Here is a 25,986-nt window from a genome sequence, read left to right as displayed (position 1 = left end):
TGAATTATGGGTTACAAATTATATTTAGAAAAATTCAATGAAATTTTAAAAGAGCTTTCATCAGAGTATATAATATATGCTCCTATATTAATTAAGGGTGGTGCAAACTTTTCCGATACAGACAGAGTTAGATATGGGCAAATATCAAAGGTTGAAGATATAGTTTTTGATGAAAAATCTCATTTTTCCTTTAAGGAAGTGTTATTACCACAATCTGAAACTCTACTTTATTTTACTGAAGATGAAGTAAGGGAAGCAGCCCCTAAATCTAAAGGATCAATAGTGTTTTTAAGAAGTTGCGACTTACATGCTGTAAAAAGAATGGATGATATATACTTAAGAAATGGCTTTGAAGATTACTATTACAAAAGACTTAGAGAGAATACAAAATTCATATTGATGGGGTGTGAAAGAACCTTTGAAAATTGTTTCTGTGTAGATATGGGAACTAATAAATCAAATAATTATGATGGATACATTAGGGTAGAAAATCATGAAGTTTACTTTGATAGTAAATGTGAAACTTTTGACATTTTATTAGAGAAAAAAGAGGCTGATACTATAGAGGTAGAACCTAAATTTATTTCTGAAAACAATGTTACCGTTAACATTCCAGAAGAACTTAGTCTAGATGTTATGAAATCTACCATGTGGGAGGAATATAATCAAAGATGCATTGCTTGTGGTCGTTGTAATTTTGTCTGTCCTACATGTACTTGCTTCACTATGCAAGATATTTTCTATCAAGATAATAAAAATGTAGGAGAGCGTAGAAGAGTATGGTCTTCCTGTCAAGTGGATGGATTTACTGATATGGCTGGAGGACATAGTTTTAGACAAAATAAGGGTCAAAGAATGCGTTTTAAGGTGCTACACAAAGTATATGATTACAAGAAAAAATGGGGTTACCATATGTGTGTAGGCTGTGGTAGATGTGATGATATATGCCCAGAATACATTTCATTTAGTAACTGTATTAATAAATTGCAATCAGCATGTGATGAGGTGAAATAGATGAATAAGAATGAATATATACCTTTTATTTCAGAAATAAAGGAAGTAATAAAGCATACAGAAATTGAGTATACCTTTAGAATGAGCTATATTGGTAATGTGAAACCAGGACAGTTCTTTGAAGTATCAATACCTAAATATGGAGAAGCACCTATATCAGTAAGTGGTATTGGAGAAGGAACTGTTGATTTAACAATACGTAAGGTAGGAAAGGTTACTGATGAAATATTTAGTAACTATGTAGGTGATAAATTATTTTTAAGAGGACCCTATGGAAATGGTTTCGATATAGATAATTATAAAGGGCATGAAGTTATTGTAGTAGCTGGAGGTACAGGACTTTCTCCAGTAAGAGGAATTGTGGACTATTTTGGTAATAATCCACAGGATGCTAAAAAGTTTTCTCTAATTTGTGGATTTAAATCTCCTGAAGATGTTTTATTTAAAGAAGATATTAAGAGATGGAATAACACCATGGAATTAATTCTTACTGTAGATAAGGCAGAGGAGAGCTATGGAGGAAATGTTGGAATGGTGACTAAGTACATTCCAGATATGAAGATAGATGATATTAATGATGTACAAGTAGTTGTGGTAGGACCACCAATTATGATGAAGTTTACTGTGGCTGAATTCTTAAAAAGAGGAATTCTAGAAAAAAATATTTGGATTTCTCAAGAGAGAAAAATGTGTTGTGGTATTGGAAAATGTGGACATTGTAAGATAGATGATACGTATATATGCCTAGATGGACCTGTGTTTAACTATACAAAGGGCAAAGAGTTAATAGATTAATTGGAGGTGAATTACATGGATATAAACACTAAAAACCTAAAAAAGAATGCATTTAGGGTTACAAAAAGAAGAGGATATACAGCATCAAGAATTCGTGTTCCAGGGGGAAAGATGGATGCTAAATATTTAGCCATGATTCAAGAGATTGCAGAAAAATACGGTGATGGAACTGTAAACATTACTATGAGGCAAGGCTTTGAAGTACCAGGTATTAGCTTTGAAGATATAGATAAAGTAAATGAATTATTGCAACCAATCATTGAAGGATTAGAAATTAATCAAACAGATGAAGGAAAGGGTTACTCTGCAGCTGGAACTAGAAATATATCTGCCTGTGTAGGAAACAATATCTGCCCATATGCTAATTACAATACAACGGAATTTGCAAAGAAGATAGAAAAGGCCATCTTCCCCAATGATTTACACTTCAAAGTAGCTTTAACAGGATGTTCTAATGACTGTGGAAAAGTTAGACTAAATGATTTTGGAATAATAGGGATGACAGAACCTCAATATGATATGAATAAATGTGTATCCTGTGGAGCTTGTGTAAGAGCATGTACAAAGAAGTCCACTGGAGCATTAACCATGAATAACTACAAAATCCAGCGTGATCATAAGAAGTGTATAGGGTGTGGAGAGTGTGTAATAGCATGTCCAACTGATGCATGGACTAGAAGCAGAGAAAAATATTATAAGCTTGTACTTTTAGGTAGAACAGGAAAGAAAAATCCACGTTTAGCTAAGGATTTTATAGCTTGGGTAGACGAAGAGAGTATAATAAAAATAATCTGTAACACCTACAGCTATGTTAAGGAATATATAGATAAGGATGCACCAGGTGGTAAGGAACATATAGGATATATTGTAGATAGAACAGGCTTCCCAGAATTTAAAAAGTGGGCAATGGAGGGAGTTAAGCTTTCTGATAAAACTGTTGTTCAAGAAACCATGTATTGGGATGGAATTAAGTATTAAAAATTATTAATTAATCTAAAAAGAGGCTATGAGAATAATTATTTTCACATAGCCTCTTTAAAATTACTCCAAGGAATTCTTTCTTTTTTTCATAAATTTATAAGCTAAGAATCCAAAACAAATTACTAGAATAGCTATAGCTACAATAGAATAATCTTTTAAAATCTTTTGAATTAGGTCAGTATTTTCACCTAAAAAATATCCTAAAGATATAAGAATTATGTTCCAAATAGTTATACCCCCAAGGGAGTATAATATAAATTGAGAATAACTCATTTTTACAGCTCCTACAGCTAGAGATATGTAAGTTCTAGTTAAAGGGAATAATCTACTTAGAAACACAGCAGGTTTTCCATACTTATCAAGAAATAAATCTAACTTATTGAAACTCTTTTTTGCACCAGAAGATTTACTACAAAGCCAATTTATTATAGGAGAACCTCCAAAGTATCCAATGGTATAGCAAAGAGTTGAACCAATTAATCCTGCCCCAGTACTAAGAAGAATAACTCCAATAAAGCTAAAGTTACCATAAGAAGCTAAAAGACCTATAAAAGGCAACAGTACTTCACTAGGCAATGGAAAACAGGAATATTCTAAAAATACCGCTAAGAATACACCAGGATATCCAAATCCTTGTATAGTAGTTATTATTGTATTTAAAAAATCATTTACAAAATTCATATAAGCACCTCAAATTTATATTTTAAGATATATTTAAACAAGTGTATTATAAACTTAAAGTGTATAAACTTAAAGTTTAATTAAGTTAAGTTTATGTTAAATACAATATATTGTAATATATTATTAAAGGCTTAAGGATATAACTTTTATGTATAAATTACTTATACTTTTATATTGAAGGAAATTAATAACAATAATAAGGGTATTGTATAAGATACTAAATGAAAATCAAGGAAAATCCTTGAATTACATGGGTAAAGGTAGTATAATGATATTGTAGTTGATACACTATATTATATTAAAAAGCAATATATAGCATTAGCTTACATAAGCTGATTAATAAAGAGAAAATTTAATATAAAAATAATAGAGGTACAAAGTTTAATACTTTGTTTAAAAGGGAAGTAAGTGAAAATCTTATACGGTCCCGCCGCTGTAATGGGGAGAAGCTTCTTAAAGCGCCACTGACGAATGTTGGGAAGGCTGAAGCAACTGTGAACCAAAGTCAGAAGACCTGCCTATATTAATACACTAGATACTCTACGGTAGATGGAGGGGTGTTATAAAAGAATGGATATATATTAAAGCATAGCATATACTTTAATGTAATTTTTCTGTGATTTTTATACCCCTTAACTGAAGAGTTAAGGGGTTTTGTTGTTAAGTAAATATATAACTTTAAATCCCTAATAATTATTGCCCTATAAAAAATTTATATATAATAATTAAAGGTTTGAAGATATTGCATCTTTGAGCCTTTAATTATTATATTGTTAAAACCATAGAGTGTTATTATCTGATGAAGCAATTACTTCTTTAATAGCATTAACAGCATATAATACATCATCTTCAGTGTTAAAGGAGCCAAAGGCGAATCTTACTGTTCCGTTAGGGAAAGAGCCTAAGGTCTTATGAGCTGATGGTGCACAATGAAGCCCACATCTCACAGATATGCCGTGGTTTTTGGATAGCATATGGGATATTTGACCATTATCACCCTTATGAAAATCAATGGATACTACAGAAGTCCTATTTTCAGCAGAAGGTAGTCCCAGAACTTTAATTTCTTTTATATCCTTAATGTTATCTAAAAATAGTTTAGTTAATTTCATTTCATGATCTTTTATACTACTAAGTCCTTTTTCCTTTAGATATTTTAAGGCTGCATTTAAGCCAAATATTCCAGGTATATTTGGAGTACCACCTTCAAATTTATCAGGCATGTAATCAGGTTGAATTTCATATTCAGAGAAGCTACCAGTACCACCTTCTATAAGAGGAGTAGTTATTTTAGCTAATTCATCTTTTATCAAAAACCCACCTATACCTTGAGGTCCAAGAAGTCCCTTATGACCAGTAAAACATAAAACATCTATATTCATTTTCTCCATATCTATTGGAATTGATCCGGCTGTTTGTGCTGTGTCTGCAATGAAGCAAATATTGTTTGCCTTGCAGAACTGTCCTATTTCTTCAAAGGGCATAATAGTTCCACATACATTAGAGCTATGAGTCATTACTACAGCTTTAGTATTAGGCTTAAGGTATTTATGTAAATCAGATGAATTTAACTGTCCTAGGGAATTACAAGATACTACAGAGTGCTCTATACCTTTGCTTTGTAAGGCGTTTAAAGGGCGAAGTACTGCATTATGTTCCATAGAAGAAGTAATCACATGGTCACCAGCCTTTAAAAATCCTTTTAAAATAACATTAAGACTATGAGTTATATTGCTAGTAAAAATTACATTTTCAGGTTTTGAAAAATTAAATAGTTCACAGAGTAGTTCTCTAGTTTCATAGACTATGTTTTCTGCATTAAAGGAACTATCATAACTACCCCTATTTACATTTCCACCTACATTAACAATATAATTTGTCATAGCTTCAGCTACAGAATTAGGTTTAGGAAAGGATGTAGCACCATTATCTAAATATACTTTTCTCATAATTACCTCCTGAAATCTATATATCCTATATCTAATTAAAGCTTTAAAAATAAACATTTTTTCCTACATTATTATATCATAGAGAATTAAATATAAAGGTTTTATATATTAGGGTTACATAAGTATTAAAAAAACAAATAGATTGTTCTTCGTCTATTTGTAATAAAAATTTAATAAAAATATAAATATATGTTAAAATTTACTTTGGATGAAGTATTATCAAAATTTATTATATTTATCAAATATATGGGGGGATGAACGGTGAAAGAAAAAAGAGGCATAATTTTTGCTGGTGGAATCATTGGTCTATTATCTGTAGCTTTGGTGTATTTAGGGAATCCTAAAAACATGGGTGCTTGTATAGCCTGTTTCTTAAGAGATATAGCAGGTGCTGTAGGACTACATAGAGCTGAAGTTGTACAGTATATAAGACCAGAAGTAATAGGTATAGTTTTAGGAGCATTTATAATTGCACTATTTACAAAGGAATTCAAAGTAAAAGGTGGTTCTTCACCATTCTTAAGATTTATTCTTGGTGCTATAGTTATGATTGGTGCTCTAGTATTCTTAGGATGTCCACTTAGAATGGTTCTTAGAATTGCTGGTGGAGACTTAAATGCTGTAGTAGGCTTACTTGGATTTGCAGCAGGGATATTTGTTGGAATTCAATTTTTAAACAGAGGCTTTACTTTAAAGAGAAATTATAATTTAACTACAGCTGAAGGATATGCAATGCCAGTAATAGCAATAATGTTATTAGTATTATTAATATCTGCTCCAGCATTTATATTCTTTAGTGCAAAGGGTCCAGGTTCTATGCATGCACCTATATGGTTTGCTTTAGCAGCAGGACTTATTATAGGAATTGTAGCACAAAGAACAAGACTTTGCATGGTAGGTGGAATTAGGGATTTAATCATGTTTAAAGATAGTTATTTAATGTGGGGATTTATATCAATATTTGTAGTAACATTAATAGGAAACTTAGTTCTAGGAGATTTTAAACTAGGCTTTGTTGAACAACCTATAGCTCATAATGATGCACTATGGAACTTTATGGGTATGTTAGTTGCAGGTTGGGGTTCAGTACTTTTAGGAGGATGCCCATTAAGACAATTAATACTTGCTGGGGAAGGAAATGCAGATTCTGCAATCACAGTAATGGGGATGATTGTTGGAGCAGCTTTTGCACATAACTTCAAATTAGCATCTTCAGGAGAAGGTCCTACTGGCAATGGAAAGATTGCAATATTTATAGGAATAGCAATATTATTAGGGATTTCTTATTTCTGTATGAATAAATCGTTTAACATAAGTAAGAGTAAAGCTGATAGCAAAGGTGGTGTTTCTATTGGTTAAGGTAGATGCAAGGGGGATGAGCTGTCCTCAACCAGTTTTAATGGCTAAAAAAGCATTAAGTGCAAACAAAGATGGATTTGAAATATTAGTTGATAATAATGTGGCTAAGGAAAATGTTTCAAGGTTTATTAAAAATGCAGGTTTAAATGCTGTAGTTACAGAAGTAGAAGAAGATTTTCTAATAAAGGCAGTTAAATAGAATGCAGTATATTGGAGTTTTTTTCACACATTCAGGGGCTATAAAATATCATAGATATTTAGATAGTCTTGAAATTACTAATGAAACTATGCCAGTTCCAAGAAGGCTTAGCTCTAACTGTGGAATTGGGGTTAAATTTATTACAGACAGAGATATAAACAATATGATAACTGAAGATATTGAAAAGATATTTAAGATTGAGGGTAATGAAAGCATTCTTGTATATGAATGTGAATAAATAGAAAGAATCTATCTGTAACAGGATAGGTTCTTTTTTACTCTGTTTATCCGATGACTACCAGCTCTAATACTCCCATCTTCTTCGAAGTGGGAGTAAAAGAGCTGGTACGTCCCTGGATAACGATTTCTAAGTATCAAATAAATTGACACTAAGAACTCTGTTTATCTATAGTTAATTATGTGATATAAAGTATATAGAGAATATATATGTAAGTTCCATTACGATACTAATAAAGAGGGGTGTTATATATGGAAGAAAGAATATCTATTTTAGTAGTAGAAGATGATGTAGATATAAATGGATTACTATGCAAGATTCTTAAAAAGCAAAATTATGAAGTGAGCAGTGCATATTCAGGTAGTGAAGCTAGAATGTGCATTAACATGTATAATTATGATTTGATTCTTTTAGATTTAATGTTACCAGGATTAACTGGAGAAGAGTTGATAGGAGAAATTAGAAAATCAAAAACTATGCCAATTATTATTATCTCTGCGAAAACTGAGATTTCAGATAAGGTAAAGCTGCTGAAATTAGGTGCAGATGACTATATTACTAAACCCTTTGAGATAAGTGAAGTTGCTGCAAGAGTAGAAGCCCAACTGAGAAGATATAAAAGATTTAGTACTTCAGAGGATAAGGGGCAGGTCTTAGCTTATAAGAATTTAGAGCTGGATAAGGAAGCTATGAAGGTCACAGTGAATGGAAATGACCTTACACTAACGGTAAGAGAGTTTTCTATACTAGAGCTTTTACTAACTCATCCTAAAAAAGTATTTACTAGAGAAAACTTGTATAAGAATATATGGAATGAAGAGTTCTATGGAGAAGATAATACTGTAAATGTGCATATTAGTAATATTAGATCTAAGATATCAAAATTAGATAAGGATACAGAGTATATAAAAACTATTTGGGGTATAGGGTTTACTATGGCTGAATAAACTTTATGATTTCTTTAACTTTTCTTAAGTGTTTATTGAGTTTTGAATTTTATAATAAAGACAATGAGAAAAGGGAAGGGTGAGATTTATGGAAGAAAGTATATTGATTACGAGAAATTTAAGTAAATCCTACGGAAAATTTGAGGCAGTAAAGGATACTAATATAAATATAAAAAAAAGGCTCAATATATGGATTGGTAGGAAAAAATGGTGCTGGTAAAACTACTTTATTAAGGATGATTGCAGGCCAAACTATGATAACTAGTGGTGAGATACAATTATTCTCAGAAACTACGGAAAAAGGTTTAGAGATTTCAAGAAAAAGAATAGGAGCAATGATTGAAACTCCAAGTTTTTTTCCATATTTAACGGCGGAGGAAAATCTTGAGTATTATAGAGTTCAAAGAGGAATAGCTGGTTCAGAATGCATAAAACAATTACTTAAAGATGTAGGACTTGAAGATACTAAAAAGAAAAAATTTAAGAGTTTTTCTTTAGGTATGAAACAGAGATTAGGGTTAGCTCTTGCAATGATGAATAATCCGGACTTTTTAGTTTTAGATGAACCAATAAATGGACTTGATCCAATGGGGATTGTTGAAATTCGTAATCTTCTTTTAAAACTAAATGAAGAGAAGAATATTACCATAATAATTTCTAGTCATATACTAAGTGAATTAGCTAGTATAGCAACGGAATATGGCTTTATTGAGAGAGGACAGATGGTAGAACAGATTTCTGCAGAAGAACTTAAGGAGAAGTGTAAGGAATGTTTAGAGATATCAGTAGATAATGCTGAGAAGGCAGCAGTACTGTTAGAGGATAAACTAAATTGTCATGAATATGAGGTATTACCTAATAACATAATTCGAATTTATAAATTTAAAGATACACCTTCCATGGTAAGCAGTGCAATTGTTAAAAATGGGGTAGAGTTAAATTCTATGAATATAAAGGGAACCAATTTAGAAGAATACTTTGTTTCATTAGTTGGAGGTGTTATCAATGCTTAATTATATAAAAAGTGAATTATATAGAACTACTCATCGTAAATATCCTTATGTTTTAGTTGGAACTTCTTCATTGATATGTATTCTAGTTAATGTATTAGCATTATGGTTTATGAAAGACCAAGCAGCAATTAACAGAATAACAATGCCAGATATGCTAATGATTTCAACAGGTCTTTTTACATTAATTTATTATTCTGTAATTATGATTGTAGATATTGTATTTTCAGATGAACATAAGCATCAAACTTTAAAAAATACAGTATCCTTTGGGATTAATAGAACAAAAATATATTTAGGAAAATTTATTGTAGAAGTGATTGTAGCCACAGTATCTTTAATTATAGTTGCCACTGTGTTAATATTAAGTTCTTATATATGTCTTGGTTTAGGTGGAGCAACTATGGCAGAAACACTTGGTAATTTTGGGAATAAACTCATTGCTGTATTCCCACTTTGGCTAACAGGAATTGCTATTGCAAATTTACTTGCTTTTAATATTAAGAATAATAATATATTTGCATTTGCTTATCTAGGGGTAGTAGCTATATTTCCAGGAATAATTAAGCTGCTAGGTTACTATAAACCTATATTTGCAAAAATACAATTATATTTAGTTTCTTACAACATTAAATTTATAGTAGGTCAAGACAGGGTTCTTTCTGAGGATATTACAAAATTTTATGTACTAGGTATAGTATACATCACTTTAATAACGGTTATAGGAATTATTTCCTTTAGAAGAAGAGAGATAAAATAGAATTAATTATTTAAATTCACACATATATAAATTCATACCTATTTAAATATGAAACTATATGAATATAAACCTAGTTAAATAGTAAAATAGGAATATAGTTAAATATTAAAATAGTTAACTATTTGTTCTGTTTATGGGGGTTAAGAGAGTTTCGTTATTTGAAGAAATATATTTAGGGCGTAAGTCTTGGGAGGAGCATTAAATGATATATATAACTATTTTATTTGGTGGTATAGCAGCATTATTTATAGTGCTCTTTCTACTAAATCGCTATAATATAAACAATATAAATAAGGAATTGAAGAAGCTTAAAAATATAAAAACCAATGAACAATTAAAATTAGCAGCCCCTAATAAAGATATTGAAGAAATGATAGGTGAAATTAATTTTATATTAGAAAAAAGTCAAAATGATAGAATAGCTCATGAAAAGAGTGAAAGTGATTTAAGAAAGCAAATTGCTAATATATCTCATGATTTAAGAACTCCTCTTACATCTATTCTAGGCTATGTACAGCTAATTAGGGATGAGTCTACTAGTGAAGAAGAAAAACAGGAGTACTTAGATATTATAGAAAAACGCTCTAAGGTGTTGCAAAATCTTATTACTAGCTTTTATGATTTATCTAGATTAGAAGCCAATGAATATGACCTAGAATTTAAAAAGGTTAATGTTGAAAGTTTATTGCGTGAAATTGTAGCAGCTTTTTATAATGATTTTGTTGATAAAGACTTTAAAGTAGAAGCTCAACTACAAGAAAAATTACCAGCTATAATTGCCGATGAAAATGCTGTAATTAGAATTTTTACAAATATATTTCAAAATGCCTTAAAGCATGGTAGTAAAACTATGTCTATATGTCAAAGGCAAGTAGATGGAGTAATTATTTCTACTTTTAGTAATAGGGTAGAAAACTTTACACAGGAAGACTTAGAACATGTTTTTGATAGATTTTTTACTGGAGATAGAATGAGGACAGGACAAAATACAGGTCTTGGATTAACTATTGTAAAGAAACTTACAGAAAGTATGGGACATGAGGTTTCTGCTAGTTTAGAGGATGAAGTCTTTACCATTGAGGTAAGATTTAAATTAAGTTCATAATATAAAATATACAAGTTTTAAGTAAAGTAAAAGGAACATTCAAGACTGTAAAAATCAGTCCATGAATGTTCCTTTAATGTATAATATATTATTTTAAATCCAGCCTTTACAAACATCAACCCATTCTAGACTTTTAGAATATTTATAAAGGTCATCACAGCTAAGCTCGATGGCACTATTACTGCTACCGCAAGCTGGAAATACTGTATCAAATCGGTTAAGAGATATATCCATATAAATTTTCACATTAGGATTTTCTATTCCAAAGGGACAAACACCTCCAATGGAGTGACCAGTTATCTGGATAACTTCATCAGGAGATAACATCTTTGCTTTCATTTTAAATTGAGTTTTAAATTTGCTATTATCAATTTTGCCATCGCCAGCAGTAACAATTAAAATACATCCTTCATCACTTTTAAAGGATAGAGTTTTAGCAATTCTTGCTGGGATTACATCAAGGGCAAGGGCTGCAAGTTCAACAGTTGCACTCGATACATCAAACTCTAAAATTTTAGAATCAAGATTCCATTGACTTAAATATTTACGAACATTTTCTATAGACATTTTAATCCTTCCTTCCTTGGTATATCAGTTATTATATTATAAACATGGTTTTATAGAGAAAATTTTATATACAAAAAAGTTAAATATTTACCTATGAAACTATGCAAAAAGTTAACATTTTTAAATTTTAACTTCTTAATATTTTAAAATGTTGTGTTAGCTATAGGTATTTAATGGGCTTACACCTCAGTAGTTTAATGTTCTTTGTCATGAAGGTACTTTACCATCATTACCTTTTCTTTTAGATTATAGCCGCAATTCTTATATAAGTCTTGTGCTGCAAAATTTTTAGTCCCTGTTAAAATTCCTATATGGTTAGCCTTATTTTCTTCGAAAATATCTTCTATAAATTTAATCATGTATTTAGCAATACCTTGTTTTCTATAGTTATTTCTTACAAAAACCTCTGTGATTTCAGCATCCTTATAATTATAACAAATTGATTTAGTAATTTTTGCACAGGCAAAAGCTATTGGTGAATTGTTTACTGTAGAAACTACAATAATTTCATCTCCATCTTTAATTCCTTCTACAATGTTATCATTAGTTACAATTACATCATTAAATTCATAGTTTAACTGTTTAAGAGCATCTACGTCTTCAAGGGTTGCTTTCCTAATTTCAAAATTCAAGATAAATACCTCCTCTATAGGGAATACAGAAAAATATTAATAAATAAAGTTTATTAACTTATCTCCAGCTAAGAAATTAAATTAAATATAAAAATTTTATTTAAATATAGAATATAGATATTTAGTTATATTATATTACATTTTACTTATATCAGTATAGAATTTTGGTAAAAAGTAATAAAATGGTATAAATACTCTTGAAAGTGAATTTGTTAGATGTATAATTAATACATAAATATGGAAAAGGATGGGGTTTAATTTGAAAAAGTTAAGAGTTATCATAGCAATTACAGTTTTAGCCATGGTTTTTGTGGGGTGTTCCAATGGACAAGCTAATAAAGAAGAAACTAATAATAGTGGAGAAAAAAAAAGAAATAATAATCTCAGCAGCGGCAAGTCTTAAAGAATCTATGGAGGAAATTAAAAAGATCTATGAAGAAAAAAATAATATAACTTTAACTTTTAACTTTGGGGCATCAGGAGCGCTTCAAAAACAAATTGAGGAAGGGGCACCGGTAGATATATTTATGTCTGCAGGAGAAAAGCAATTTAGAGCTCTAGAGGATAAGGAACTTATAGAAAGTGGAAGTAAGAAAGACATAGTAGAAAATGAACTTGTTTTAATTGTTAATAATGAATATAAAGATAAAATAAAGGAGCTAGATGATTTGGATAACCTAGATGGACATATAGCTTTAGGCGAAATAGGCTCTGTACCCGCAGGACAATATGCTGAGGAAGCTTTAATTCACTATAATAAGTGGGATGTCATAGAGAATAACATTGTTTTTGCAAAGGATGTTAAACAAGTTGTTAGTTATGTAGAAAATGGTGAAGCAGCTTGTGGTATTGTTTATAAATCTGATACAGTTAATATAAAAAATTCTGTTGTGGTCACTACTTTCGATACATCAAGTCATAAAAAAATCATATACCCAGGAGGGGTAATAAAGACTTCTGAAGTTAAAGATGAGGCTAAAAGTTTTTTAGAGTTCTTAGATACTAGTGAAAGTAAAAAAATACTGGAAAGGTATGGTTTTAAGGTTAATTAATCATTAAATAAGGATAATTTATAAGCTTCATAGGAAACAATTGCCTGATGAAGCCTATAAATTATACATGTTATACAAAACAGCATTCCTATAGTATATATAAACAATATAAGATGAGGATGATAAATATATGATGGAGTCCATATTAACACCAGTGATGATTTCGCTTAAAGTAGCTTTTGTTGCCACAGGGATAGTTATTATTTTAGGTATAGCATTAGCATGGATATTTTGTAGATATAGTTTTAAGTGGAAGTCAGTATTAGAAACAATAATACTATTGCCTATGTGTCTTCCGCCTACAGTAGTAGGGTATGGAATGCTAATAGTCATGGGTAGAAATGGTCCTTTAGGAAAGCTTACTGAAGCTGTATTTGGAGGTACTTTAGTATTTACGTGGCAAGGTGCTGCCATTGGAGCTGCAATTGTGGCATTGCCATTAATGTATGAAAGTGCTAAGGCTGGTTTTTTAAACGTAGATATTACATGTATAGAGGCAGCTAGAATATTTGGTGCCAGTGATAGTTATATATTTTTTCATATAGTATTACCTATGGCTTTTGACAGTATTATCAGTGGAGTTATTTTAGCATTCACTAGAGCTTTAGGTGAATTTGGAGCTAGTCTTATGGTTGCTGGTAATATACCAGGAAAAACTCAAACTATACCAATAGCAATATATTTTGCTATGGAAAGTGGAAATAGAACTCAGGGAAATGTGCTGGTAGCAATTGTAGTTGTATTTAGTTTTATTATGGTATTTTGGTTGAATAGATGGAAGAAACTTAGAAAATAATGATAAATACTAAGAATAATAGTATAATAATCTAGGTAGATTTTATAGAGCTTTGGGAATAGGAGGGGATTTCATGGAAGCTTTTGACCTAATAGTTATAGGTGCAGGAGTAAGTGGAGTTATGGCTGCGGTAGAGGCCAAATCTAGAGGGGTAAATAGGGTTATTGTAATAGATAGGGATATAGAACCTGGTGGAGCTATGCTTTCATGTGTTCAGGCAGGTTTTTATTATAAGAGTATAAAAGAAAATTTAGCTGCTCCTGAATTAATATCAGGATTAGTAAAGGATGCCTTAAATTTAGGCGTAATTATTAAGTGTGATACTACAGTTTTGGAAATAAAAAAGAATAAAGAAGTTGTTATGGTAAATAGTAAGGAAGGAATAAAGACTATAAAAGCTAAGTCTATCATTCTTGCCATGGGCTCAAGGGAGAGACCCTTTGGTTATAAAAACATACTAGGTTATGGGTTGGCTGGAATTACCACAGCTTGCTCAACGCTAAAGTATATTAATAGAAAAGGGGTATTACCAGGAAAAAGATGCATTGTCTTAGGCTCTGATGATATAGGAATACTTGCAGCGAGAACTTTAGTTTTAGAGGGAGCTAATGTAATAAGTATGATAGAAACCAGTGGAGCTATTAGAGCTGTAAGTAATAAAGCTAAGGAATATGTTGAAGACTTTAATATTCCTGTACTCTTTAACCATAGAGTAGTAAAGATATATGGTACCCATAGAGTTACTGGTGTAGATATCGTACATCTAGATGAAGAATATAATGTTATTGAAGGAACTAGTAAATATGTGGATTGTGATACTTTAGTGCTATGTATGAACTTAAAACCAGATACTGCAATAGCAGAAAAAATGGGAATAGATATAGAGAAAGAAAAGGGAGGTATATTTATTTCGGATAAAATGGAGACCTCAATGAAAGGAATATTTGCTTGTGGTGCAGTGGTTGATGGATATACTAATGTGGAGAAGATTATGAATCAAGGAAAATTAGCAGCTAAGTACGCAGCAGAGTATTTGTGTGGAGTACAATAGAGCAAGGGTAAACTAATAATAAGCTCAGGATATGGATAGGGTATATGTAAAAGAGAAAGTAGGAAATATATAAATCAATGGAAGAATATATAGATAAAAAACAGAAAATAATAAACTATGCAAAGAAACTTTCTTTAGATACTATTGGATTTACAGAGAGTAGAAGATTTAATGAACTAGAAGAATTTTTCATAGATAGAAAAGAAAATAATCTTTTTAATGAGTTTGAAGAGGAAGATATAGAAAAAAAGATTAATCCAAAGCTTTTAATGGAAAATGGAGAAACTATTATATCAATAGCTTTTCCTTATTATCATGGTGATAAAGGAGAAGGAGATAAATTTTCTCTATATACAAGGGGACTAGATTATCACAGAGTAGTAGAAAAATATTTAAAGGAAATATGTGATTATATAGAATCCTTAGGAGGAGAGGCTAAATGGTTTGTAGATAGTAACCCATTACCAGAGAGATATATCGCAGCTATAAGTGGAGTTGGATTTATAGGGAAGAATAATACTCTTATTACGGAAAAGTATGGCTCCTATGTATTTTTAGGAGAAATAATAACAAATCTTAAGCTACAAGGGGATAAATCAAAAAAATATGGCTGTAAAGGGTGCAATTTATGTGTGGAAAAATGCCCAACAAATGTTATAATAGAAGATGTTAAAAAGTTTAATTCTTCACAATGTGTTTCTTATTTAACTCAAAAAAAGCACTTAAATAATGAAGAATTAAATATGGTTAAAGGCAAGATTTTTGGGTGTGACAATTGTCAAAAAGTATGTCCACATAATTTAAATGTGGAAGTTTCACCTATTAAAGAATTTCTACCTAAGGAGTATATGGAAAAGGTTGATTTATTAGAGCTTATAAATCTTGATAATAAAAACTTTAAAGAAAAGTATATCATGCATTCTTGTGGATGGCGTGGAAAGAATTTATTAATAAGAAATGGGCTTATCAATTATTATTTGAGGTATAATGAAGATAGAGATAATATAGAAGAGAGTATTAACTCACCATACATAAAGGAGTATTATAACAGATTATTCAAGAAGTAGTATGGAGGTAAGTCTTAGGTATAAAGGAGATTTCTATGAAAAGAGATATATTAACAAAAATTTTAAATAAATTACCAGAGAGTCTTTCTGGAAAACTAGCAAGAAGTTATGTAAAGACATCAATAAAAAAGTATGCTAATATGAAGGTTGAAGGCTACGAAAAAATTAAAGGTATAAAGGGCCCAATAATATTTATATGTAACCACTTAAGTAATGCTGATGGATTAATACTTAACGAATTATTAAAAGACTTTGACCCCACATTCATTGCGGGAGTAAAGCTTTCCAATAACGATTTTACTAAGAATGGATTTAAGTTTATAAAGACCATAGCAATTAAACCTAATTCTGCAGATAAGGATGCCATTAGTAAAATTGTAAAGAAACTTAGAGCTGGAGAAAATATTATGATATTTCCAGAGGGAACAAGAAGTAGAAGTGGTTCAATGATAGAAGGTAAGAAGGGATTTCTTCTAATGGCTAAGCTATCTAAGGCTAAGATAATTCCAATTGGGTTAGCAGGCACAGAAGAATTTTTACCTATAAATGATGGTGATATGGGGGAAGAAAACTTCCAAACAGCTCAAGTTACTGTAAGGTTTGGAGAACCTATATATTTACCTGAAAAACTTAAAGAAGAAGATAAGAATGAATATAATGAAAGAGCTATGTTGGAAGTTATGAAATCTATAGCTGCTCTTTTACCAGAAAAATATAGAGGTGTATATAAATAAGGATTCATTGAAAAACTTATAGTAGATGATATTCTAATTATGTAAAGGGAAAGTATAAGTAGCTGATTTATAAAGGTAAGTGTTAAAAAATATTATTATGGAGTATAAATATACTTATATATGTTATTAATATATTAGCATGTATAGTAAATTTTATTTAATATAATTTAAATGGAGGTAATCAAATGGGAAGCAAATCTTTAAACAATTTCCTTAAAACTAATTTAGAGGACCTTAAGAGTAAAGGGCTTTATAATGAAATTAATGTTATTACAGGACAAAATGGACCTGTGATAGAAATAGAAGGAAAGAAGCTAATAAACCTATCTTCAAACAACTATCTAGGACTTGCCACTAACAAGAGAATGATTGATGCTTCAATCAAAGCTACAGAAAAGTACGGTGTAGGTGCTGGTGCTGTTAGAACAATAAATGGAACATTAGACATACATATAGAATTAGAGAAGAAGTTAGCAGCATTTAAGCATACTGAAGCTGCAATAGCTTTCCAATCAGGATTTAACTGTAATATGGCAGCTATATCTGCTGTAATGAACAAAAAAGATGCAATACTTTCAGATGCATTAAATCATGCTTCAATTATAGATGGATGTAGATTATCAGGAGCTAAAATCATAAGAGTTGAACACTCTGATATGGATGATTTAAGAGCAAAGGCTAAAGAAGCAAAAGAATCAGGATTATATGAAAAAATAATGGTAATCACTGATGGTGTATTCTCAATGGATGGAGATGTTGCAAAACTTCCTGAAATTGTTGAGATTGCAGAAGAGTTTGATTTAATTACTTACGTTGATGATGCTCACGGTTCTGGGGTACTAGGAAAAGGTGCTGGAACAGTTCACCACTTTGGATTATCTGACAAAATAGATTTCCAAATAGGAACACTTTCTAAAGCAATCGGTGTAGTTGGAGGATATGTAGCAGGATCTAAAGACCTTATCGACTGGTTAAAAGTTAGAGGTAGACCATTCCTATTCTCTACATCATTAACTCCAGCAGCAGCAGGAGCTTGTATAGAGGCTGTAAATATATTAACTGAAAGTACGGAACTTCATGATAGATTATGGGAAAATGGAAATTACCTTAAAAAGGGCTTAAAAGAATTAGGATTTGATATTGGACATAGTGAAACACCTATAACTCCATGCATAATTGGAGAGGCTGCTGAGGCTCAAGAATTCAGTAGAAGATTATATGAAGAGGGTGTATATGCTAAATCAATAGTATTCCCAACAGTACCACTTGGAACAGCTAGAGTAAGAAACATGCCATCAGCTGCTCACACAAAAGAATTGTTAGATGAAGCTATTGCTAAATATGCAAAAGTAGGAAGAGAAATGGGCTTAATAAAATAATATTTGTATTAAAAGTAGAGGAGGAATATCCTCCTCTAAAGGTTATAGATTTTAACTAAAAAACATTTAAATAAAATTTAAATAACATTAGATAGGGAGAATCAATATGAAAAGAATATTAGTTAGCGGATGCTTAGGTCAAATTGGTACGGAATTAGTAACGAAATTAAGAGAAGTTTACGGAGTAGATAATGTAGTAGCTACAGATGTAAGAAAACCAGAAGGAAATCCAATCGTTGAAGGTGGAATTTTTGAAACTTTAGACGTAACAAACTATGACGAATTCTTATCAATAGCTAAAAAACATGAAGTAGATACTATTATTCATCTTGCAGCACTTTTATCAGCAGTTGCAGAAGCAAAACCACAGCTTGCATGGACTATTAACATGGGTGGTCTTGTAAACGCTTTAGAAGTTGCTAGAGAATTAAATTGTAAATTCTTTACTCCAAGTTCAATAGGAGCATTTGGACCATCTACACCTAAGGTGAATACTCCACAAGATACTATTCAAAGACCAAACACTATGTATGGTGTAACTAAGGTTTCTGGAGAGTTATTATGTGATTACTACCACTCTAAGTATGGTGTAGATACAAGAGGAGTAAGATTCCCAGGACTTATTTCTTATGTAGCATTACCAGGCGGTGGAACTACAGATTATGCAGTTGATATTTATTATGAGGCATTAAAAGCTGGTAAGTATACTTCTTTCATAGGTAAAGGAACTTACATGGATATGATGTATATGCCAGATGCTATAAATGCAATAATCACTTTAATGGAAGCTGATCCAAGTAAATTAAAGCATAGAAATGCATTTAATATAACTGCAATGAGCTTTGAACCAGAGCAAATAGCTGCAGAAATTAGAAAGCATATTCCAGAATTTGAAATGTCTTATGATGTAGACCCAGTAAGACAAGGAATTGCAAACACTTGGCCAGATTCAATAGACCCATCTGCTGCTAAAGAAGAGTGGGGCTTTAAAGCTGAATATGACTTAGCTAAGATGACAGCAGATATGCTTGAAAAATTAAAAGCTAAAGGCATAAAATAGAGATAAAAATAAAGGACTGAATGAAGATAAAATATCTTTATTCAGTCCTATTTTTATATGCTTGTACTATTTAACTATAAAATTAATGATTAGTTTTCTTCGCAATATAAGGAAGAATTAATCCTAAACCTATTAAGAAGAATGGTGTGGCAATATTAAGTACTAATTGGAATGGATCTGTAGAGTATATACCACCAATACATGCGAAAGCGGTAAATGCAAAACACCATGCTCCGATAATAATACCTAGTGTTTTATTTTTCACAAATTTGTATTCAGGATTGAATTTTTCTCCTGCCTTCTTTAAAGCTATATATGCAACAAATACCCATAAATAACGTAGAGGCATACATATAGCATTTAGTTTTACTAACCATTTTACTAATTCATCTACACTTCCTATACCAAAAGCAGGTAGAATTATTAAAATTGAAACAATAACTAATATAAGTTTATGTCCGTTTGTATAAGCACCATATTTGTTTTGTACAAACATTTTTTCAGGTATGAACTCTCTATCAGCACTATTAAGTAACATACGTAAAGGTGCATCAATTGATATTATAAGTACTGCAAATTGACCAATAAGATTTGTAATAGCATAAATAATTACGAAAGTATTTCCTATGTGATAGTATTCACCTAACTTCTGGAAAGCATAATATGCACCATTAGTCATTAAGTCTTTAGGAACATTATTTGAATCAAACATCATACCTAATGATATAGTTCCTAAAATTGCACATACTGCAACCATAATTGCTAATGCAATCATACCTTTTGAAAAACCAGTTTCAGGGTCTTTAACTTGGTTAACATAAGGTGATATTTTCTCACATCCACCAACAGCAAAGACTAAGATTGATAAGCTGGTAAAGAATTTAACATCAAATGTAGGCATAAAAGTTTTAAATGACCAATCTATAGCATTTAGATTAGCATCTGTAATTGCTGGAGCTGCTAACATTAAGATGATAAATAGAATAGACATTACAAACATAGATGTTCCTGCAAAGGTAGCTATCTTTTTTAATGGATTTAATCCCTTTGATGCAATATATAATGCAACTAAAAATACTACTAAGCAAGATAATTGTAATAGAGTTGTATTCATACTACTGATTCGTTTATCTTGGAAAATTGCCCAGCTAGCTGAAATCATAAAACCAGATGGTTTTTGTGAAATATAAGGCATATGAACTACCCAGTATGTCCATCCAGCATAGTATGCAATTCTTGGTCCTATGGTTTCATGAATCCAAGAACTAACTCCACCACCAGAGTTTTTAAATGCAGAGCCTAATTCACCTACCATTAGTGCGTAAGGTACAAAATAAATAGTAAAAATTAATACCCAAGATACAATTGCTTTAAGTCCATTGTATTCAGAGAAGCCGTTAATAACATTACCAAAACCCCATACTGTTGAGAATGCCATAAAAGCTAAGGTATACCAAAGAATTTGTTTATCCTTTTTTTCAGACATAAATTTCCCTCCTATATTAAATTACGATATTATTATATCATGGGAAACATTCTTTTTACATTTAAAATAAAATATTTTCATATTAATCGAATTATTTTTAAAATATTATAGAAATTATTAAATATTATTGAACATTTATCTATAAATATAATCTGAATAATTTTATTAGTAATAACATATTAAAATTATTGGATACATAATTACATAAATTTGTATTAATGTTCTAAAATTTATGAGATAATATTAATAATGAGTATATATGACGGAGGAAGCTATGAAATTATATATTAAGCAAAAAGTATTTTCATTTACTGATAGATTTATAGTTAAAGATGAAAAAGAGGAAGATAAATATTTCGTTGAAGGTGAAATGTTTTCCATGGGGCATAAACTTCATATTTATGATAAAAGTCATAAAGAAGTGGGCTATATAAGGCAGAAACTCTTTACCTTTATGCCTAAGTTTGAAATTATCATAAATGGCATGGTAATTGGAGATTTGATAAAAAAATTTACTTTTATTAATCAAAATTATTATCTAGATGGAACTGACTTAAGGTTAACAGGTGATTTTTGGGCCCATGATTATACATTATATCAAGGTGAATATGCTGTTATGACGGTGAGCAAGGAATGGTTTACTTGGGGAGATAGCTATGTACTAAATATATCTGATCAGGCTGATGAAATATTATGCTTAGCTATAGTTTTAGCTATAGACTGTGAAATGTGTACTGCTAATAATAGGGGTAACTAAGTTTAAAATTAAATGGTAAATTAGTAACCTAAAAAATTACTAGGGGGGAACTATTATTGCAATAAAAGAAAGACAAGCTACTAAGTAAAGAAAATAACTGGGGTAAATAAAATAAAAAAGGGGGGGAATTTAGTGGTACTATTAACAGGTACTTACTAGGTAAAAATGAGTAAAATTATTAAAGAAAGATTATTTATGCGACATATAAGCTGTAGCATAAAAGAAGGTATTTTAATAAGGGTACAGGGGTTTAATTTATTGGAGATTATAGGAAACATATGAAAGCAAGTATAAGCTTCGAATTAACTAATTGTGATGATATAAGTAAGTTTTTAAAAGATTATATAAAAACCCTGTCTTCACCCTTTGATTCATATTTAGAGGACCATATAATTAAATCTAAGTTTTATAGGATAGTTATGAATTCAAAGTATATAGGATATTTTGCTATATATGATGATGAATTATTAACACTGTTTTATATCAAGTGTAAATATATAAAATACGCTCAAAAGTATTTTAATGCTATATTAAAAAAGTTTAATCCAAAATCAGCCTATGTATTTACAGGAGACGAGTTATATTTAAGTTGTATATGTGATATAGAAAATAAAGAAGTAAAAAATCAAGCTTATTTTTTCCAGGATCATAAATGTAGCCCAGAGAAAATAAGGTATTATAACAATGGTAATCTAAGAAAAGCAGAAGATAAAGATATTGATGGGATAAAGGAATTCAGTGGTGACTTCTTTGAAGACGTAGACAAACAGGTTAAAGATGGAGAATTATATATTTTTGAAGAGAGTACTAATGTGCTAGGTTTTGGTATACAAGAAAAAGGAAGGATACTAAAAGGATATACTAGTATAGGTATGTTTACTAGAGAAGAATATAGACAAAAGGGCATTGGAAGAACTATTATAGCAGAGCTAAAAAAAATTTGCTATAAGCAAGGAGAAATTCCAATTTGCGGATGTTGGTACTATAATACAAATTCTAAAAAAACTTTAGAAAGTAGCGGATTTGTAAGTAAGACAAGACTTTTAAGAGTGGAATTTAAAGATAACAATGGAGGGAATTAATCTATTTCAAAGATTTTGAGGGGAATAAATTAGAAGCAGCATGGTTTATTTAGGATTGATAATAAATATATTGACAAGTGATACAAATAAAACTTATAATGTAAATATAAGTAATAAGAAAGGTGGGAATACGTTGTTTATGAACAGAGATTTCTATAAAAATAATATAAAATTAAATAGAATATATAATAACGCCCTACCTGAAATTATAGGTTTTTAAAGTTGAATTTAAAGTATTAATTTGTAATTAAGTCCTAGGGGTATTCCTAGGGCTTTTTATATCTAAATATTTTAAATAGCATAGTGAACTTAAAAGTAATATTTAAGTTTAAGACTATGTTTAAAGCAAATATGTGCTAGTTAGCCATATCCTATCATCTACGGTGAAGGATATGGTTATTTTTATGTAGGGGGTTAGAGTTAATGCAAAGTTTAGAGTTAAGAGAACTAGATAAGAAGCAGATTGAAGATATTGAAAACTTAGAAGAGGCTTGCAAAAACTACGATAAAACTAAAGGAAGTGCATTTCTATCAAATGAAATTAACTTTAATAAGGAAATAAATTGTTTTTTCCTATTATATGAAGAAGAAATACTTGTAAGCTTTCTAGCTATGTTTATACCAACATCACAGCAGGCAGAGATTTCTACATATACATTGCCAGAGAAGAGAAAGAAAGGTTTCTTTAAAATACTTTTAGAAAGTGCTATTAATGAGCTAAGAAAGTATGATGTTAGAGAAATACTCTTTGTGCATGAGCCTTCAAGCAATGATGGTAGGTTAACTTTAAGGAAATTTAATGTTAAATATGATTTTTCTGAGTATCTATTAGTATATAAAAAGGATAAATTTACTAAAGCACAGAACAAGCTAAAATTATATCAAATAATTAATCAAGATGTAGATGAAATAGCAAAGCTACACATAGACATTTTTAATAAAACTTTGGAAGAAGGAAAGGCAATTGTTAATAGAGCAATAGAATCTAAAGATAGGATATCCTATATGGCTAAAGTAGATAATGAAATTGTTGGCATATGTAGTATTAGTTTAGAAGGTGGTAATGCGTTTATTTGTGGATTAGGAATTTCAACTAAGTATCGAGGACTTGGCTATGGAAAAGAGATATTAAGTAAGGGAATAGAGAAGGCGTTGACCTTGGATATTAAAGATATATATCTTGAGGTGGATAGCAAAAATCATACAGCATATAACCTTTATATTAATAATGGATTTATTATTAAAACACAATTAGATTATTATAGATTTATAATTTAGTAGCATGAAATAAGAATAATAAATTTATAACAAAGTAACTGATAAATATGAGGATAGAGTTGTGTTATGAAAATCAAATAGTGATATGTCGGTGAATAAAAAAATGAACATTGATATCAAGAAAAAATCTAAATATAAAACTATATATTTAAGCTTTCATCCAAAGAATATAGTAACAAAAAAACTGTACTCTAGTTTTGGCTTTAAACAGTTTATAACTGGCTTTGAAGCTGAGGATGAGGTTTTTTATAAGAAAGAAATATAATATTAGGGGGAAAATATTTATGAATCTTATTTTTAAAGCAGTGGATAATGATAATTGGAGAGAGTGCATTAAGCTTTCAGTAGAAGAAAATCAGAAACATTTTGTGGCACCAAATTCATACTCTATATTAGAGGCTAAATTTGAAGAAGGAAACTATCCTTTAGCAATATATGATGGAGAAGTAATGGTAGGATTTTTAATGTACAGCTTTGATAGTGATGATAATAGCTGGTGGATGTGTAGACTTATGATGGACAAGAAATATCAAGGTAAGGGATATGGTAGGGCTACTATATTAAAACTATTAGAACTATTAAAAGAAGAACATGGAAATATAAAAGTTTATACAAGCTTTGAACCAGAAAATAGTGTTGCTGAAAAATTATATGAAGCTGTAGGTTTTAGAAAAACTGGAAAGATAATGTGGGGAGAAGTAGTAATGGAGATACAACTATAATATAGTTAAAACTTCTGATTTAAGAAAGGGGATATCTCAAAATAAGCTAAATCTTAAATTAATGTTGAGCTTGTCATCTAATATAAGTACAAGCTCAACATAGTGAAAGATTAGAAGTTTATTTATTGATATCCCCTATAATATTTTTAAAATCTAAATGATGAAGTTGATTATTATACATATTACACCACCCATAACTAGTGAAATAGTATTTATGCTAGCCTTAAAATTCTTTTTAATAGTACTAGTTTTTTCTTTTTCCATTTTAGTTACTTCAAGATTTGCATTTGCTATATACTGAGCATTGGTTTGGCCCAGTCCTTGAAGGGATAATCCCATTGGATTTCCTCCAAGGAAAGAAGAAATTCCTAAAATAACTAATATTATACCTTCAATAAATAAAACATCCTTTAAGTTATGGGCAGTAAAATGAACAATACCTAATCCAATTAACACTAAGATAATAGACCAGATTATCCCCCAAACAACACATTTGATTAAGGAACTAATTTGATACTTATCCATGATTAATCTCCTTTTTTATTGATTATTATATTATATAAAGTTTTATGGTAATTATAGCAAGGTTATCTAGTAAAATTAGAATAAGGGATCTTAACAAAATATATAAAATTAGTTTATTTTGCAAAGTCCCTTATTTATATAAGTATATTCACTTAGAATATAAATTTTTAATTTATCTATTCAATGGATCTAGCAATGGTTTTCTTTTAAAACAGTCTTGCACGTCATCTAGAGCTTCACCAAATCTTTGGAAGTGAACAACTTCTCTTTCCCTTAAAAATTTCAAAATTTCTTTAATTTGATAATCATCACTTTGATTTATTAACCACTCATAGGTTGCCCTTGCTTTTTCTTCTGCAGCTAAATCTTCATGAAGATCTGCAACTACATCATCTTTAGCTTGAATATAAGCTGCTGTCCAAGGTACTCCTTCAGGGTCTGTGTAGAATAAAGCTCTTCCGTGATTAGTATAGTGACCACCAAGGCCTACTTCTTCAAGCTCTTCTAGAGTAGCATTGCTCATAAGTTGATAAATCATAGTAGCTATCATTTCAACGTGAGCCATCTCCTCTGTACCTATATCAGTAAGTAGTGCTTTAGATTTTCCAGTAGGCATAGTGTAACGTTGATTCAAATATCTAAGTGCTGCACTTAATTCTCCATCTGGGCCACCATATTGAGCTACTAGAAATTTTGCCATTCTAAGATCTTTAGATTTAAGATTTATTGGATATTCTAACATTTTTGTATAATACCACAT

Annotated in this window: 29 protein-coding genes, 1 pseudogene and 1 riboswitch; of the genes and pseudogenes, 23 read left to right on the top strand and 7 right to left on the bottom strand. The window is 30.3% G+C overall.

The annotated features are described in order from the left end of the window. Positions 1 to 6 precede the first annotated feature (6 nt). From asrA to asrC, 3 genes are read left to right on the top strand one after another with little or no spacing between them, the layout of a single operon-like run. Positions 7 to 1,014 carry an anaerobic sulfite reductase subunit AsrA gene (gene asrA, locus IO99_RS02180; RefSeq protein ID WP_035129670.1) on the top strand — a complete coding sequence of 336 codons (1,008 nt, stop codon included), beginning with the start codon at positions 7 to 9 and terminating at the stop codon, positions 1,012 to 1,014. Beyond that, positions 1,015 to 1,809 carry an anaerobic sulfite reductase subunit AsrB gene (gene asrB, locus IO99_RS02175; protein ID WP_035129669.1) on the top strand — a complete coding sequence of 265 codons (795 nt, stop codon included), beginning with the start codon at positions 1,015 to 1,017 and terminating at the stop codon, positions 1,807 to 1,809. It begins immediately after the preceding gene. Positions 1,810 to 1,824: 15 nt separating this feature from the next. Continuing rightward, positions 1,825 to 2,787, top strand: a complete 963-nt coding sequence (asrC, locus tag IO99_RS02170; protein WP_035129668.1) for a sulfite reductase subunit C — start codon at positions 1,825 to 1,827, stop codon at positions 2,785 to 2,787. 63 nt (positions 2,788 to 2,850) lie between these two features. Here the strand turns inward: asrC and IO99_RS02165 are convergent, their stop codons facing one another. Then, positions 2,851 to 3,471: a DedA family protein gene (locus IO99_RS02165; RefSeq protein ID WP_035129667.1), complete on the bottom strand. Its 621-nt coding sequence runs from the start codon at positions 3,469 to 3,471 to the stop codon at positions 2,851 to 2,853. Positions 3,472 to 3,824: 353 nt separating this feature from the next. Beyond that, positions 3,825 to 4,007: riboswitch (cobalamin riboswitch) on the top strand. Between the two features lie 237 nt (positions 4,008 to 4,244). Then, positions 4,245 to 5,420 (bottom strand): aminotransferase class V-fold PLP-dependent enzyme, encoded by a 1,176-nt coding sequence (locus IO99_RS02160; RefSeq protein ID WP_035129666.1) that lies wholly within the window; start codon positions 5,418 to 5,420, stop codon positions 4,245 to 4,247. A gap of 261 nt (positions 5,421 to 5,681) precedes the next feature. On the opposite strand from IO99_RS02160, the gene yedE reads away from it, so the two are divergent. From yedE to IO99_RS02125, 7 genes and pseudogenes are all read left to right on the top strand, one after another. Beyond that, entirely contained in the window at positions 5,682 to 6,779 is a 1,098-nt protein-coding gene (gene yedE, locus IO99_RS02155; RefSeq protein ID WP_035129665.1) for a YedE family putative selenium transporter, read from the top strand. Further along, positions 6,763 to 6,978, top strand: coding sequence for a sulfurtransferase TusA family protein (locus IO99_RS02150; RefSeq protein ID WP_341349071.1), 216 nt, complete (start codon positions 6,763 to 6,765; stop codon positions 6,976 to 6,978). The genes yedE and IO99_RS02150 overlap by 17 nt, the downstream gene beginning before the upstream one ends. A gap of 1 nt (position 6,979) precedes the next feature. Beyond that, entirely contained in the window at positions 6,980 to 7,216 is a 237-nt protein-coding gene (locus tag IO99_RS02145) for a putative Se/S carrier-like protein (RefSeq protein WP_035129663.1), read from the top strand. 251 nt (positions 7,217 to 7,467) lie between these two features. Further along, positions 7,468 to 8,163 carry a response regulator transcription factor gene (locus tag IO99_RS02140; protein ID WP_035129662.1) on the top strand — a complete coding sequence of 232 codons (696 nt, stop codon included), beginning with the start codon at positions 7,468 to 7,470 and terminating at the stop codon, positions 8,161 to 8,163. Positions 8,164 to 8,251: 88 nt separating this feature from the next. Next, positions 8,252 to 9,176, top strand: a pseudogene (locus IO99_RS02135) (ABC transporter ATP-binding protein). Further along, on the top strand, positions 9,169 to 9,933 hold the full coding sequence (locus IO99_RS02130; protein ID WP_035129660.1) for an ABC transporter permease: 765 nt from the start codon (positions 9,169 to 9,171) through the stop codon (positions 9,931 to 9,933). Before IO99_RS02135 ends, IO99_RS02130 begins: the two are co-directional and overlap by 8 nt. Before the next feature lie 202 nt (positions 9,934 to 10,135). Further along, positions 10,136 to 11,038 carry a sensor histidine kinase gene (locus IO99_RS02125; RefSeq protein WP_035129658.1) on the top strand — a complete coding sequence of 301 codons (903 nt, stop codon included), beginning with the start codon at positions 10,136 to 10,138 and terminating at the stop codon, positions 11,036 to 11,038. Positions 11,039 to 11,131: 93 nt separating this feature from the next. Here IO99_RS02125 and IO99_RS02120 read toward each other — a convergent pair whose 3' ends face one another. Together IO99_RS02120 and IO99_RS02115 are read right to left on the bottom strand one after the other, a co-directional pair. Beyond that, entirely contained in the window at positions 11,132 to 11,605 is a 474-nt protein-coding gene (locus IO99_RS02120; RefSeq protein ID WP_035129656.1) for a YbaK/EbsC family protein, read from the bottom strand. Between the two features lie 194 nt (positions 11,606 to 11,799). After that, entirely contained in the window at positions 11,800 to 12,237 is a 438-nt protein-coding gene (locus IO99_RS02115; protein ID WP_035129654.1) for a GNAT family N-acetyltransferase, read from the bottom strand. A gap of 259 nt (positions 12,238 to 12,496) precedes the next feature. Here IO99_RS02115 and IO99_RS19395 point away from each other — a divergent pair, with 259 nt between their 5' ends. From IO99_RS19395 to IO99_RS02080, 8 genes are all read left to right on the top strand, one after another. Further along, positions 12,497 to 12,640, top strand: a complete 144-nt coding sequence (locus IO99_RS19395) for a hypothetical protein (RefSeq protein ID WP_242844067.1) — start codon at positions 12,497 to 12,499, stop codon at positions 12,638 to 12,640. Between the two features lie 7 nt (positions 12,641 to 12,647). Further along, the gene (gene modA, locus IO99_RS02110; RefSeq protein ID WP_242844068.1) at positions 12,648 to 13,289 is read left to right on the top strand and encodes a molybdate ABC transporter substrate-binding protein; all 642 of its coding nucleotides are present in this window, start codon (positions 12,648 to 12,650) and stop codon (positions 13,287 to 13,289) included. 130 nt (positions 13,290 to 13,419) lie between these two features. Then, positions 13,420 to 14,085 carry a molybdate ABC transporter permease subunit gene (gene modB / locus IO99_RS02105; protein WP_035129651.1) on the top strand — a complete coding sequence of 222 codons (666 nt, stop codon included), beginning with the start codon at positions 13,420 to 13,422 and terminating at the stop codon, positions 14,083 to 14,085. 73 nt (positions 14,086 to 14,158) lie between these two features. Continuing rightward, entirely contained in the window at positions 14,159 to 15,136 is a 978-nt protein-coding gene (locus tag IO99_RS02100) for an NAD(P)/FAD-dependent oxidoreductase (protein WP_035129649.1), read from the top strand. 77 nt (positions 15,137 to 15,213) lie between these two features. Continuing rightward, positions 15,214 to 16,203 carry a tRNA epoxyqueuosine(34) reductase QueG gene (gene queG / locus IO99_RS02095; RefSeq protein ID WP_242844066.1) on the top strand — a complete coding sequence of 330 codons (990 nt, stop codon included), beginning with the start codon at positions 15,214 to 15,216 and terminating at the stop codon, positions 16,201 to 16,203. Positions 16,204 to 16,238: 35 nt separating this feature from the next. Continuing rightward, entirely contained in the window at positions 16,239 to 16,937 is a 699-nt protein-coding gene (locus IO99_RS02090) for a lysophospholipid acyltransferase family protein (protein ID WP_035129646.1), read from the top strand. 185 nt (positions 16,938 to 17,122) lie between these two features. Beyond that, a complete protein-coding gene (locus IO99_RS02085; RefSeq protein ID WP_035129643.1) occupies positions 17,123 to 18,316 on the top strand; it encodes a glycine C-acetyltransferase in 1,194 nt (397 codons plus the stop codon). Between the two features lie 106 nt (positions 18,317 to 18,422). Next, on the top strand, positions 18,423 to 19,376 hold the full coding sequence (locus IO99_RS02080) for an L-threonine 3-dehydrogenase (RefSeq protein WP_035129640.1): 954 nt from the start codon (positions 18,423 to 18,425) through the stop codon (positions 19,374 to 19,376). 82 nt (positions 19,377 to 19,458) lie between these two features. On the opposite strand, the gene IO99_RS02075 is transcribed toward IO99_RS02080, so the two are convergent. Then, positions 19,459 to 20,862: an APC family permease gene (locus tag IO99_RS02075; RefSeq protein ID WP_035129637.1), complete on the bottom strand. Its 1,404-nt coding sequence runs from the start codon at positions 20,860 to 20,862 to the stop codon at positions 19,459 to 19,461. Between the two features lie 274 nt (positions 20,863 to 21,136). Between IO99_RS02075 and IO99_RS02070 the strand changes: the two genes are divergently transcribed. The 5 genes from IO99_RS02070 to IO99_RS02050 all read left to right on the top strand — a co-directional run bounded on the left by IO99_RS02070 (position 21,137) and on the right by IO99_RS02050 (position 24,701). Next, positions 21,137 to 21,619 (top strand): LURP-one-related/scramblase family protein, encoded by a 483-nt coding sequence (locus tag IO99_RS02070; RefSeq protein ID WP_035129634.1) that lies wholly within the window; start codon positions 21,137 to 21,139, stop codon positions 21,617 to 21,619. Positions 21,620 to 21,897: 278 nt separating this feature from the next. Next, entirely contained in the window at positions 21,898 to 22,701 is an 804-nt protein-coding gene (locus tag IO99_RS02065; protein ID WP_051823851.1) for a GNAT family N-acetyltransferase, read from the top strand. A gap of 423 nt (positions 22,702 to 23,124) precedes the next feature. Continuing rightward, a complete protein-coding gene (locus tag IO99_RS02055) occupies positions 23,125 to 23,979 on the top strand; it encodes a GNAT family N-acetyltransferase (RefSeq protein ID WP_035129628.1) in 855 nt (284 codons plus the stop codon). 103 nt (positions 23,980 to 24,082) lie between these two features. Beyond that, positions 24,083 to 24,244 (top strand): N-acetyltransferase, encoded by a 162-nt coding sequence (locus tag IO99_RS18925; protein ID WP_156964267.1) that lies wholly within the window; start codon positions 24,083 to 24,085, stop codon positions 24,242 to 24,244. Positions 24,245 to 24,263: 19 nt separating this feature from the next. Further along, a complete protein-coding gene (locus IO99_RS02050; RefSeq protein WP_035129625.1) occupies positions 24,264 to 24,701 on the top strand; it encodes a GNAT family N-acetyltransferase in 438 nt (145 codons plus the stop codon). Between the two features lie 153 nt (positions 24,702 to 24,854). Here the strand turns inward: IO99_RS02050 and IO99_RS02045 are convergent, their stop codons facing one another. Beyond that, positions 24,855 to 25,226: a hypothetical protein gene (locus tag IO99_RS02045; RefSeq protein WP_035129623.1), complete on the bottom strand. Its 372-nt coding sequence runs from the start codon at positions 25,224 to 25,226 to the stop codon at positions 24,855 to 24,857. Between the two features lie 172 nt (positions 25,227 to 25,398). Next, positions 25,399 to 25,986: a manganese catalase family protein gene (locus IO99_RS02040; RefSeq protein ID WP_035129621.1), complete on the bottom strand. Its 588-nt coding sequence runs from the start codon at positions 25,984 to 25,986 to the stop codon at positions 25,399 to 25,401.

The organism is Clostridium sulfidigenes (assembly GCF_000732635.1).
Classification (GTDB): Bacteria; Bacillota; Clostridia; order Clostridiales; family Clostridiaceae; genus Clostridium_J; species Clostridium_J sulfidigenes.
Note: the sequence above shows the minus strand (reverse complement) of the source record. Positions and strands in the feature narration are given on the sequence as shown.